This is a genomic window from Micromonospora sp. NPDC093277, from assembly GCF_044765245.1.
In the GTDB taxonomy this organism is placed as follows: Bacteria; Actinomycetota; Actinomycetes; order Mycobacteriales; family Micromonosporaceae; genus Micromonospora.
Map to the genome: position 1 here is coordinate 20,492 of NZ_JBIWJO010000011.1, position 12,292 is coordinate 32,783.

9 protein-coding genes are annotated in these 12,292 nt (G+C 73.4%); 3 read left to right on the plus strand and 6 right to left on the minus strand.

Annotated elements, in window-relative coordinates; translation table 11 throughout:
* Positions 1-129 precede the first annotated feature (129 nt).
* Together ACIRG9_RS23310 and ACIRG9_RS23315 are read right to left on the minus strand one after the other, a co-directional pair.
* Entirely contained in the window at positions 130-2,991 is a 2,862-nt protein-coding gene (locus tag ACIRG9_RS23310; RefSeq protein ID WP_402859566.1) for a hypothetical protein, read from the minus strand.
* Entirely contained in the window at positions 2,984-4,783 is a 1,800-nt protein-coding gene (locus tag ACIRG9_RS23315; RefSeq protein ID WP_402859569.1) for an HSP90 family protein, read from the minus strand. Before ACIRG9_RS23315 ends, ACIRG9_RS23310 begins: the two co-directional genes overlap by 8 nt.
* Positions 4,784-4,896: 113 nt before the next feature.
* Between ACIRG9_RS23315 and ACIRG9_RS23320 the strand changes: the two genes are divergently transcribed.
* Positions 4,897-6,138: an MFS transporter gene (locus ACIRG9_RS23320; protein ID WP_402859572.1), complete on the plus strand. Its 1,242-nt coding sequence runs from the start codon at positions 4,897-4,899 to the stop codon at positions 6,136-6,138.
* Between the two features lie 29 nt (positions 6,139-6,167).
* A complete protein-coding gene (locus ACIRG9_RS23325) occupies positions 6,168-6,596 on the plus strand; it encodes a hypothetical protein (RefSeq protein ID WP_402859575.1) in 429 nt (142 codons plus the stop codon).
* On the opposite strand, the gene ACIRG9_RS23330 is transcribed toward ACIRG9_RS23325, so the two are convergent.
* The 4 genes from ACIRG9_RS23330 to ACIRG9_RS23345 all read right to left on the minus strand — a co-directional run bounded on the left by ACIRG9_RS23330 (position 6,568) and on the right by ACIRG9_RS23345 (position 10,511).
* Entirely contained in the window at positions 6,568-8,247 is a 1,680-nt protein-coding gene (locus tag ACIRG9_RS23330; protein ID WP_402860072.1) for a hypothetical protein, read from the minus strand. The genes ACIRG9_RS23325 and ACIRG9_RS23330 overlap by 29 nt on opposite strands.
* A 67-nt stretch (positions 8,248-8,314) precedes the next feature.
* Entirely contained in the window at positions 8,315-9,217 is a 903-nt protein-coding gene (locus ACIRG9_RS23335) for a sulfurtransferase (RefSeq protein ID WP_402859578.1), read from the minus strand.
* A gap of 76 nt (positions 9,218-9,293) precedes the next feature.
* The gene (locus tag ACIRG9_RS23340) at positions 9,294-9,740 is read right to left on the minus strand and encodes an imidazolonepropionase-like domain-containing protein (RefSeq protein WP_402859581.1); all 447 of its coding nucleotides are present in this window, start codon (positions 9,738-9,740) and stop codon (positions 9,294-9,296) included.
* A 3-nt stretch (positions 9,741-9,743) separates the two neighbouring features.
* Complete coding sequence (locus ACIRG9_RS23345; RefSeq protein ID WP_402859584.1) at positions 9,744-10,511, minus strand: SGNH/GDSL hydrolase family protein; 768 nt, start codon at positions 10,509-10,511, stop codon at positions 9,744-9,746.
* 268 nt (positions 10,512-10,779) lie between these two features.
* Here ACIRG9_RS23345 and ACIRG9_RS23350 point away from each other — a divergent pair, with 268 nt between their 5' ends.
* Entirely contained in the window at positions 10,780-12,282 is a 1,503-nt protein-coding gene (locus tag ACIRG9_RS23350; protein WP_402859587.1) for a hypothetical protein, read from the plus strand.
* Positions 12,283-12,292: the final 10 nt, after the last annotated feature.

Consider the following 12,292-nt stretch of genomic DNA (forward strand, 5'->3'; position numbering starts at 1 on the left):
TCGCCGCACCCCGCGACCGCTGTCCGACCGTCACCGGGCCAGCCTAGACCTCGGACGCGAGGCAGTGGAGATTCGATTACCCGTCGGTTGCCGCACACCCGCCCGAAACGTGTCGGTCAACCAGGCGAGTCAGTCATCCTCCTCGATGCCGTGTTCGGCGCGGACCTTCGCCGCCTCTGCGGAGCGGCCAAGATCGTCGAGGGCGCGGGCCAGCAGCCAGGCGGCCTGGGCCGCCGGCCGGGAGCCGGTGGGCAGACCGCCGAGCACCCGGCGCAGCAGCGGCTCCGCCTCGGCCGGCCGTTCGTCCCGCAGCAGCAGCTCGCCGGTGAAGACCTCGACCTGGGCAGCCTCGCCGAACGCCTCGATCGCCCGCAGCCGCTCCGGTACGCCGGCCACCCGCTCCAGCGCGGCGGTCGGCCGTTCCTCGGCGGTCAGCACCCGAGCCACCGCGTCGGCGGCCATCGCCCGCTCGTACGTCACCACGGGCGGCTCCTCGGGAAGGTCGGCGAGCGCCTCGGCAGCGGCGTCCACCACCTCGATCGCGGCAACCGCCGCCGGCAGGTCACCGGCCCAGTGCAGGGCCAGCAACTCCCGCCGCCGGGCCCGCAGCTCGTCCAGCGGATGCCCGGCCAGCCGGTACGCCGAGGCGGCCACCGCGAACCGCTGCGCGGCCTGGGCGTCCCGGTCCGCGTCGTAGAGAATCCCCCCGGCCTCCTCCAGCGCCTGCCCCCGGTGCGGGAGATTGTCCGGGCCGTCAAGGTTGTCGGCGAGCTGGTCGAGCAGCCCGAGGGCCAACTCGATCTCACCCAGCCCGTGGTAGATGCCGGCCAGCAGGTGCCGGCACCGGTCGGCCTCGGCCTGCGCGCCGGCCCGGTCCAGTCCGAGCACCGCCTCCTCCGCCACCTCGGCGGCCTCACCGAGCCGGCCGGCCAGCCGGTACGCCCCGGCCAGCTCCATGCGGAGCAGCGCGTCCCCCGGCAACCCCTGCTCCACGCAGAGGGTGACCGCCTCGACGAAGTCGTCCACCGCCTCGCCGGCCCGGTCGGCCGCGAGCAGCGCCCGTCCCCGGGTGACCCGCATCGGCAGCCGCGCGCCGGGCGGGGCGGACGCCAGCACCTCGTCGCAGGCGTCGACCGCCTCGGCCGGATCGTCGACCGACCGGGCGTACGCCAGGCAGGCGACGGTCAACATCTCGGCGTCGCCCAGCTCGCGGCTGAGCCGGCGGGCATGTGCCGCCGCCTCCCGAAACTCCTCGGCCCGCGCCAGCTCCTCCAGCACGTTCATGCGGTGCAGCGCCACCCGGCCCGCCAGCCACGGGTCGACGTCGGCCTCGGCGGCCGCCCGGCCAAACGCCTCGAACGCATCCGCCCACCGCTCCCGGTACACGTACGCCAGGCCGAGCCGGTCCCATGCGGCGGCACGTTCCCGCTGGTCACCATGGACGGCGAGCTGCTCCACCGACTCCCGCGCCAGGGCCAGCCCCTCGGACTCGCCCTCCTCGGTCAGGCAGAGCAGGGAACCGAGCCGACCGGCCACCACCTGCGCCCGGACCGGATCGGACACCTCCCGCCAGGCCGCCAGGGCGGCCCGGTTCGCCTCGATCGCGAGGCTCGCGTCGTCGCCGGCCGCCTCGGTGAACTCCGCGGCGCGCAGTTCCAGCCGCCAGGCGCGGGCGGTGTCGGGCAGCTCGGCGTCGCCGTACCGCTCGTCGTACGCCCGCAGCGCGTCGACCAGCCCGTCCCGCCGATGGGTACGCCAGCATTCGTCGGCGAGCGCGAGCAGCTCCTCGGCGGTGGCCTGAGCCGGAACCGTCACCGCCGGCCGGGCGACCGGCGCGGGGGCGGCCGGGGTCTCCGCACCGGTACGCGGGGCGGGCACCGCCCGGCGGCGCAGGCTCGCGGAGAGCGGCAGATGCTCGCCGACCGGCCCGCCCGCGAGCCGCCGGGTGATCAGCTCCGACTGGTATGCGGTGCCGTTGCGCGCGTCGAAGCGGGCGGCCAGCGCGGTGGCCGTGCCGGCCAGTTCCTCGGCGAGCGCGCCCACCGGCACGTCGGCGGCCGGCCGGTCGCCGAACGCCCGCCGGTGCACGGTCAGCTCGCCGGAAACCTGGCGCAGCGCGGCCGAGCCCGCCGCCGCGAAGTTCATGGCGGCACCGGGGCTGGGCGCCCGGTCCAGCCAGTCAAGGTGGCGTTCGACCAGCTCCAGGGCTCGGGCCTCATTGCCGGTCACGGTGCAGAACTCGATGTGGTCGGCGATCTCCCAAAGATCCGAGAGCCGCCCACGCAACTGCCGGTACGCCTCCCGGTGCGCGTCGCGCGCGGCGTCCGTCCGGCCCGTCTCCCGGTACGGCGTGAGCAGCGCGGTGAGGATGGCCTGCGGCTGCTCGGCGCAGCTCAACCGGCCGGCGAGCACCGGTTCGGCCAGTGCCACCGCCTCCTGGTGCAGTCCCTGCTGAACCAGGTGCTTGACCTGGGCGGTCGGGTCGCAGCCGGCACAGTCGGAGAGGGCGTCCCGGGGCGTGGTCATCCAGCGCCGGTACCACTGGGCCGCCTCCGCCTCCGCGCCCAGGTGGACGGCGACCAGGTGGCGGTGCTTGTACACGGCCTGGAGGCTGTGCCCGGACTCCCGGTAGCGCCGTTCCATGTCGTCGAGCACCGCGTACGCGCGGTCCAGCGGCAGCTCGGGGAAGGCCAGCATCGCGGTGACCATGTGCTTGAAGAACCAGAGCAGCTGATGGGTGTAGCGCTGATGGTAGGGCTGCGGGTCGCGGTCGTACTCGCCGAGGCACCAGGAGAAGGTGACGAAGGACTTGGCCGGCTCGCCACCGAAGGTGTAGGCGGTGGTGGCGCTGATCCGGACGGCGAAGGACAGGTGCCGGTCGTCACCGGCGTCGGCTCGCCGGATCAGCTGTTCCAGCGCGGCGATCTGCCCCGCACCGAACGGCATGTTGTCGGTCTCGTACAGCATCCGCCAGAGGTCGTCGTCACTCACGGCCCGACTCCTGTCCCGGTACGGCCCGGCCGAGCAGGCCGAGGAAGGAACTGTTCAACAGGGCGGCGTCCGCCGCCCGGATCGGATGGTGCCCGAGCAGCAGGGCCTGCCCGTAGAGCGCCTCGACGGCGAGCCCGGCCAGCTCCGGGTCGGCGAGCGTGGTGACCCGGCGGACCAGCGGGTTGCGGTGGTTGAGCACCAGCTGCGGCCGGTCCGGCGGGGTGGAGGTGGCCAGCGCGTCGAGCACCCCGCCCCACAGCTCGTCGGCCTTGTCCCGGCTGGCGGCGAGCTGGTCGTGGAACGCGGCCGAGCGGCTGACCAGGTAGAGCGCCGGCAGCGAGACCGGGTCGTACGCCCGGACCACCACCTCGCAGCCGAGCCGCTCCAGGGCCCGTTGCGCCCCGGTGAGGAACGGCCGCAGGGCCAGCTCGGTCTGCGGATCGAGGCCGTCGAAGCGGGTGGTGAGGTCGCTCGGCTCCAGCCGCTCGATGAGCACCGACCGGTCCACCGTGGGCAGCCGCTCGATCAGCTCGGTGTCGTACGTGTAGCCGCCGTTCACCACGGCCAGGTCCTGGGCCGCCGCGACGGCGGCGAGCTGGCGGAACTCGTCGAGGCTGGCGGCGTAGCGGATCAGGCCGTGCCGCTGACGGAACTCGGCGAGGGTGAGGGTGCCGACGTTGGTGTCCATCGGCCACCACTGCTCGACCAGGCGGAGCATCTCGTCGTCGTGCAGGGCGAGCGCCTTGACCCCGAGGTGGTGCACCTGGAGGAACTCGGCGAGCCGCCGGGGATCGTGCTTGGCCAGCCGGACCAGCCAGCCGCGCACCTGGTCGCCGAGGGCGTCCCGGGTGGCGGTGAGCAGGGTGTCCTCGTAGAGCGCCTCCCGGCTGGCGGTCGGGCGCAGCTCGCTGGCGTCCACCACGCAGAGGGCGAAGAACGCCCAGTCGGGCAGCAGCCCGTCGGCGTGCTCGGTGAGCAGCATCCGCTTGAGGTAGACCCGGTGCCCGGCGCGGGCGGCCGGGTTCACCGGGCTGGGCAGGATGAAGGCGACCCCGGTCAGCCCCGCCTCGGGCACCGCCAGCGGCACCACGTCGAACGGAACGAAGCCGAGGACCTGCTGCGCGTAGGAGTGCAGGGCGGCCCGGTCGACCGGCGCGCCCGGCGTGGTCGGCCACGGCGGCGGGCCGGCGGTGGTCGCAGTGTCCCCGACCCGGACGTCCACCGGCAGCAGCGCGCCGTAGAGGCGGGCCAGTTCGGTCACGGTCGGCACGTCGAACCACTGGTCGGCGTCGCGCCGCGGCACCAGCGTCACGGTGGTGCCGGGCTCGGGCCGCGCCTGCCCCGGCCCGGCGAGCTCGACCGCGTAGCGGCCGTCGGACCAGCCGGTCCAGAAGACGGTGGGCTGGTCGGCGTGCCGGGTGACCACCCGGATCTCGTCGGCGACCAGGAAACAGGAGAGCAGGCCGATGCCGAACTGGCCGAGGAACTCGTGCCGGGAGAAGCCCAGCTCGTCCCGCTTGGAACTGCGCCCGATGGTGGCCAGCAGCTCGTGCACCTGGGCCTCGGTCAGGCCGATGCCGGTGTCGTGCACCCGCAGCGTGCCGTCGCCGGTCAGCGCCGGCGGCTCGATCCGGACCCGGGCCGGCGCGTCCGGCTCGGTCGCCCGGCGGGCGGTGATCGCGTCGACGGCGTTCTGGAGCAGCTCCCGGACGTAGACCCGTGGACTGCCGTAGAGGTGATGACTGAGCAGGTCGACCACGCCTCGGAGGTCGACCTGGAAGGTGCGGTCCAATCGCGCTCCCCGGTCGGATTTCGGCGCTCACCGTACCGGCGATGCCCGACAGTGTCCGTCCCGTTTTCGGTCAGTTGACCCTCAAGCCGGTTCAGGCCCCAGGCTCCGGCCCCATGACCGCTCCCCTCCTCGGCCGCGACTACCGGCTGCTCTGGGCCGCCGCCGTCTCCTCCCGGTTCGGCGACGCCCTGCGTACGCCGGCCCTGGCCCTGCTGGCCGCCACGCTCACCCGTGATCCGCGGGCCGTCGCCGCGGTGACCGTCGCCGGTCAGCTCCCGCCGCTGCTGCTCGGCCTGCTCGGCGGTGCGTACGCCGATCGCTGGGACCGCCGCCGGACCATGGCGGCGGTGGACGGGCTGCGGGCCGGCGTGGTGGCCGCCCTGGCCGCGCTGGTCGTCACCGGACGGGCCGGGGTGGCCACGCTCGCGGTCGCCGCGTTCCTGCTCGCCGCCCTGGGTACGGTCTTCGACGCGGCCTCCTTCGCGGTGCTCCCGTCGGTGGTCCCGTCGGCCGCGCTGCCCACCGCCAACGGTCGCCTCCAGGCCGGTACGGCGGTCGCCGGCGGCTTCCTCGGTGCCCCGCTGGCCGGCCTCCTCTTCGCGATCTCGGCGGCTCTCCCGTTCACCCTCGACGCCCTCACCTTCGCCGCGGCCGCGCTCCTCGCCCTCGCGCTCCGCCCCGGCCCACGAGCCGCCGGGCGCCGCGGCACGCCGGAGCGGGGGAGCGTGTGGCGGGAGGCCTGGGCCGGGGTGCGCTGGCTCCGGCGGGACCCGGTGCTGTGGCGGGTGACCGTGGCGACCACGGGATCGAACCTGGCCATCAGCGGACTCATGGCCGTGCTGGTGCTGTACGCGCTGGCGGTGCTGCGGGTGCCGCCGGCGGCGTACGGGCTGTTCGCGGCGGGGGCGGTGGTCGGCGGCCTGGCCGGGGCGCTCGGCGCGGGACGGCTGGCGGCCCGGTTCGGCACCCTGCCCGCGCTGCGCGGGGTGCTGCTCGCGCAGACCGTGGCGCTGGCCGGGTTCGCGGCGGCCCGGCACCCGCTGGCCGGGGGCGTCGCGTTGGCCTGCTTCGCCGCCGGCACGACGGTCTGGAACAGCCTCTGGTCCGCGTACGGGCAGCGGCACGTGCCACCGGACCTGCTGGGCCGTGTCGGCGCGGCGCAGCGGGTGGTCGGGCTGGCCAGCGCTCCGGTCGGGGCGGCGCTGGCCGGGATCGCCGGGGAGGCGTACGGGGTGGCGCCGGTGGGCTGGGCGGCGGCCGGGGTCTTCGCCCTGGTCACCACGGTTGCCTGGCGGACGCTGCGCGGGACGGGTTCGCTCGCCGAGCGCCGGACGGAGCCCGTCGCCCATCCCTAGGCTGGGAGAAACGGCGTAGGGAGGACGGGGTGACACGGCACGACGACGCACACACCAGGCACCGGCAGCGGATCCTGGCGGCCGTCCTGCTCGCCGGGATCGGCCTCTTCGACACCCTCGAAGGCCTGAGCAGCGTGGACGACGACCCGTACGTGGTGGAGCACGCCGAAGGGTACTTCCGCGTCGACGTGACCGGCTGGAGTTGGGCGCACGTGTCGGTCGGATCGCTGACGGTGATCACCGGGCTCCTGCTCCTCACCCGTCACCGCTGGTCGGTCCGGCTCGCCACGATCGTCGGGGTGGGCAGCATCGTCATCCACGCGATCATGCTCCCGTTCGAGCCGGTCTGGTCCGCGATCGTGATCGCGGTGGTGGCGGCCGCGCTTCGGCTGCTCTGGTTGTCCCGGCGGTCGCCCACTCAGGCCGACGTCAGATCGGCTGACAGACCTTCCCGGTGAAGGCCGGGTCGGACATCCGCTGACCCCGCCAGACCGGATTGAGGCCCAACGCCAGCGGCGGTGCCTGCCAGGCGGCGGAGACCTCCTGCAGCAGGGTGTACCCGCGCTCGGGCTGGCTGATCGGCTGCCCGCCGAGGAAGCTCAACAGACGCTCCTCGACGATCGGCCGGGCCAGCAGGCCACCGTGCACGGCCGGCATCTCGAAGACCGGAACGCCGGCGTACTTGCCCGGCGGGGCCTCGGTGGCGGTGGTGGTCGGCAGGAACGCCACGATCCGCACGCCGGGGACCGGACACATCAGGTCGTTGCGGTAGAAGGGCGCGTTGTCGAGGATCGACCGGACGAACGGCTCGTCCGGCCCGCTGCCGCTCTTCGCGATGCTGTCGGCGATGTGGAAGAGGACCCGCAGTTGCCAGCCGGCGACGACGCCCCAGCCCTGCGAGACGCCGGGCGGCGGGTAGTAGGAGCGGCCCGCGTTGATCAGCGGGCTCTCCATGGCCAGGGCGTTCACCGGCGAGTGCGGCCGGTCGGCCAGGTAGGTGCGGGCGACCAGCGCCCCCTCGCTCTGCCCGACCAACGCCACCGGCCGGCCGGTACGCCGGTGCAGCAGCTCCACCTGCTTGTCGAGCATCGCCACGCTGGACTCGATCGACCGGTAGGTGTCCCGGGGAACGAACGGCTGCGGCCGGTTCTGCGAATCCAGTCCCCGATAGGAGAACCACTGCACGTTCGGGTCGACGGGCGGCTGCCCGTCGTACGCGCTGGCGTGGCCGGCCACGAAGATCACCGCGTGCCCGACGGTGGGCGGCAGCGGCCGGTCCAGCAGCGCGATCGGCGGCGGCTTGCTCGTCTTGCCGGGCAGGGCCGCCAGCACCGGCTGCAGGACGACCGGCACGATGAAGGCGAGCAGGATCGCCAGTGGCGCGACGGGCACCCGCGCCCAGTGGACCCGTCGGCGCGGCTCCAGGGCCGAGCCCACCGTGCGCTGCCAGAGCACCCCGTTGATCGCCCCGGCGACCGCCGCCACCGGGGCGGTCCACCAGGCCGGCACGGTCCAGACCAGCGCGCCGCTGATGGTGAGCACCACGAAGTTGAGCAGGGACCAGCCGACCAACTCCATCGACGGCCACCCACGCCACCAGGAATTCGTCACGGCGGCGCGTTGCAGGAACGGCGCCAACAGGAACAGCGGCAGCAACGAGGCGACGAGCAGCCAGGAGAGCGCGACCACCGAGGCGGCCATGGAGAGCGCGGCCCACGGGGACACCACCGCGGTGACCACCACGGTCAGTGCCAGGTTACGCAGGGCCAGCCGGCGGAAACCGGGGCGGGGAAGGTGCCGGGGCCAGGCCAGCAGGACGAGCCCGGTCGTGTAGACCGCCCGGAGCAGGATCAACGCCACCAGACCGAGGAAGAAGGTCCGCCACGAGTCGTGGTAGACCATCAGCCAACGCAGGTCGTGATAGCTGTCGTACGGCCACACGGCGGAGAACTGGGGAGCCACCCCTTCGGCGGCCCGGAATCCGTAGCCGGCCAGGATGGCGCCCTCGAGAGCCGGCGGGAAAGCGGCCAGCAGGAGCAGCGCCACGAACCGGTTGCGTAGAAAGCCCACGCCCCCTCCCTCGGCTGATCCGACGACCGCTCTGCCCAGCCTGCCTTGTCGGACCCCGGGCGCAGGGCTCAACGCCGGATCACCCCCCGGTCGGGCGGCCCGGGGTTCAGCCGCCGAGACCGCCCGGCTGGTCGCCCCGTACGACGGGGGCGCGGACCAGGTTGCCCCACTCCGTCCACGAGCCGTCGTAGTTACGGACCTGCGGATATCCGAGCAGGTGGTGCAGCACGAACCAGGTGTGGCTGGACCGCTCGCCGATCCGGCAGTACGCCACCACGTCGTCGGACGGGCTCAGGCCGAGCTGGTCGGCGTAGATGGCACGCAGTTCGCCGGCCGACTTGAAGGTGCCGTCGTCGTTGGCGGCGGACTTCCACGGCTTGTTCACCGCGCCGGGAATGTGCCCGCCGCGCAGCGCACCCTCCTGCGGGTAGTCCGGCATGTGCAGCATCTCGCCGGTGTACTCGCCGGGTGAGCGGACGTCGACCAGCGGCCGGCCGGCGGCGATGTGCGCCATCACCTGCTCGCGGTAGGCCCGGATCGGCGCGTCGTTCCGCACCGGCACCGGATACTCGGCACGCGGTCGGGTGACCTTCTCCCGGGTCAGCTCGCGCCCCTCGGCGATCCACTTCTGCCGGCCGCCGTCGAGCAGCCGGACGTCCGGGTGGCCGAAGAGGGAGAAGGCCCAGAGCGCGTACGCGGCCCACCAGTTGAAGTTGTCGCCGTAGAAGACCACCGTGTCGTCCCGCCCGATGCCCTTGGCGGCGCACAGCTCGGCGAAGCTCTTCGCGTCCAGGTAGTCGCGGGTCACCTGGTCGTTCAGTTCGGTGTGCCAGTCGACCTTGACGGCGCCGGGAAGGTGGCCGGTGTCGTAGAGGAGCACGTCCTCGTCGGACTCGACCACCACGAGGCCCTCATCGCCCAGGTGTTCGGCCAGCCACTCGGTGGTGACCAGGCGCTGCGGGTCGGCGTACGACTGGAGGTGGGGATTCGGATCGCTCGGCACAGCCATGAGCCCCAAGTTACGCCCGATTCCGGGGCGACCGGCTGGTCAACCGAAACCGGGGGCGGCGGATGTCGGCGGGCGGTCAGGCGCGGCGGTGCACCAACCGACCCGCGACCACGGTGGCGAGGCAGGTGCCGTCGTCCGCGAAGACGGCCAGGTCCGCGCGGCCGGTCTCGACCAGCGCCGGCGGCCGGACGGCGCCGAGCACCGCGACGTCGTTGCGGGCGGCGGCGGCCCGCAGGCCCGGCTCGGTCACGTGCGCGGCGAGCACCGCGGCGGCACCCTGCCGGAACAGGGCGTGCACCCGCTCGCGCGGGGTCGGCGCGGCGGGCAGCGGCCCGTCGTGCACCAGCGCCGGCCCGAGGGTCCCGGCCCACCGCCGCACCCGCACCCCGGGGTACGCCTCCGCCAGCTCGTCCAACGGCGCGACGGCCTCGACCCGGTCGCCGGAGATCAGGACGGCCTGCCCGGCGGCCGGCTCGGCATCGAGGGTGCGCCGCAGCAGCGCGGCGGCGTGGATCGTCCGCACCGGTCAATCGGTGATCGGCTTGAGCACCGGCCGCTTGGCGGTGACGAGGTCGCCGGAGGAGCGGCCGGTCAGCCGCCGCTTGATCCACGGGGCCAGATGCTGCCCGGCCCAGCGCAGGTCGGCGGCACGGGCGGCCAGCCACGGGGTTGGCGCGGGGTGCGGCGGCACCAGCAGCCACTCCTCGTCACAGCCGACCCCGAGCGCGGTGAGCACCTGCCCGGCGACCCGCCGGTGCCCGGCCGCCGACATGTGCAGCCGGTCGGTGCTCCATAGCATCGGGTTGAGGTAGGTGTCGTCGGCGTACAGGTCGACCAGGATGGCGCCGTGGCGCTCGGCGACGTCTCCCACCGCCTGGTTCAGCAGGTTCACCCGCGGGGCGACGAGCCGCTGCCCGGGAAGCCGGGCCATCACGTCGGCGAACCGGAAGAGGATCACGTCGGCGCCGCTGCTCCGCAGCTCGCCGATCACCGAGTCGAAGCGGGGGACGAACGTGTCGGCGTCGAAGCTGCGCCGCAGCACGTCGTTGCCGCCTGCCGCGAAGCTGATCAGGTCGGGCTTCATGGCCAGGGCGGCCGGCACCTGCTGGGCGACGATGTTCGAGAAGAGCCGGCCCCGGATGGCCAGGTTGGCGTACCCGAAGTCGGGGCCGGCCTCGGCGGCGAGTCGGGTGGCGACCAGGTCCGCCCAGCCGCGGAACGAGCCGTCCGGATAGGCGTCGTTCATGCCCTCGGTGAAGCTGTCGCCCACCGCCACGAAGTTGCGCCAGCGCACCGCGCCTCCCTCTGACGTCCCGGCAGAACTGTGTCGGTCAGTCTGTCACCGCCCGGGTCCGGCCGCCGGACCCCTCGGCCGAGACGTGGCGGAGGTCATCGATGACGACCGTGACAGATCTGACACGCGGCAAAGTGAACAAAAGACAATCTCGGCCGGTTCGGGGCAGATTCCCGCAGGCCGACGATGGATGATGTTGCCCGTCATCCGGTCCGGGCGGGCGACATCTGCTGCTGCCGGCCAGCCACGACAGCCGATCGAGGAAGACATGACCCAGGGACACTCCTCCGCCTACCCGGGCTACGGCCAGCCGGCCGGCCCGCCCGGCCACCCCGGGCCGTACCCGGGTGCGCCGGGGTTCGGGCCGTACCCGCAACAGCCGCCGCCACCCGCGGGGCCGAAGCCGCGGCGCGGCCTGTGGATCGGGCTCGGCGCGGGCGTGCTGGCGCTGACCCTCTGCGCCGGCACGGCGATCGGCGTGGTCGTCGGGCTGCACAACCGGACCCGGGACGACACCGCCCCGAAGGCCGCCGCAGTCGGCGTGAACGGGGTCACCGTCACCCAGCAGGAGCTGGACGACCTGCTGAAGAAGCACAGCAGGGCGCTGGCCGACAAGGACCTCACCGGTTACCTGGCCCTCTTCGACCCGGCCCGCAAGGACCTCGTCGCCAGCCAGACCAGCCTCTTCAAGAACCTGGGCAAGCTGCCGCTGGCGGTGAGCGACTACCGGACCGTCGCGCAGCAGGGGCGGACCAGCGACAGCTTCGGCCGCGGGGTCACCTTCCAGCTCGACGTCTCCTTCGTGCACCAGTTCGACGGATACGACCTCACCCCGGTCGCCGAGTGGTACCGCTGGACGGTCGTCCGGGAGAGCAAGGACGCGCCGATCAAGGTCACCGCCGTCACCGGGGCACCGGCGGTGGGCGGCAGCTCGAAGACCGTCTACTACCCCGGCCCGTGGGACAAGTGGCGCGACATCCATGTGGAACGGACCGCGCACACCCTGGTCATCACCGACGCCAAACTGGCCGCGGAGGCGAAGCGGTACGCCCCGGTCGCCGAGTCGGCCGTCCGTGACGACTTCGCCGCCTGGCAGGTCGGTGGGGTCACCGGCAACACCCCGAAGGGCTTCGTCATCAGCCTGGTCAAGGGCAAGAACGACCTCGGCTCGCTCTATCGGATCAACAAGGAGAAGACCACCGAGTCGGGCGTCTCGATCGGCATGGTCTCGACCGAGGCCAACCAGAAGAACATCGACATCGGCGGCAGCCGGGTCGTGATCGATGTGGCGGACCGGTCGTTCTTCTCGCCGGGCGACAAGCGCGGCCCCCGCGAGATCTTCCGGCACGAGCTGGCCCACTCCCTGGTCGCCACCCTGGAGGACGCCAACAATCTGGACGCCTTCGACGGCATCGAGAACTGGATCGTCGAGGGCTTCGCCGAGTACATGGCCCACCGGGGTGAGCCGCTCAGCGCCAGCGCCCGGACCGCGCAGGCCCGCACGATCGTCCGTTCCGGCGGCTGGAACGGCCGACTGCCGGGCAACCTCGACTGGAACATCCCGGAGAACCACGTCAGCTTCCACTACTGGCTCGGGCACGTCGCGATGACCTACCTCGCAAAGAAGTACGGCGAACCGAAGGTCTTCCAGTTCGTGGCCGCCCGCTACCAGGGCGCCAAGGCCGAGCAGGCGTGCCAGCAGGTGCTCGGCGTTTCGCTGACGGAATTCGAGAAGGGCTGGTCGGCGTACGTGCGGGACCAGGCGAGCTGAGCAGAGAGAA

What these genes read in the sequence shown, in the direction of transcription:
- ACIRG9_RS23350 (WP_402859587.1), top strand. Translation starts at nt 10,780, where the DNA reads ATGACCCAGGGACACTCCTCCGCCTACCCGGGCTACGGCCAGCCGGCC.
- ACIRG9_RS23335 (WP_402859578.1), bottom strand. Translation starts at nt 9,217, where the DNA reads ATGGCTGTGCCGAGCGATCCGAATCCCCACCTCCAGTCGTACGCCGAC.
- ACIRG9_RS23320 (WP_402859572.1), top strand. Translation starts at nt 4,897, where the DNA reads ATGACCGCTCCCCTCCTCGGCCGCGACTACCGGCTGCTCTGGGCCGCC.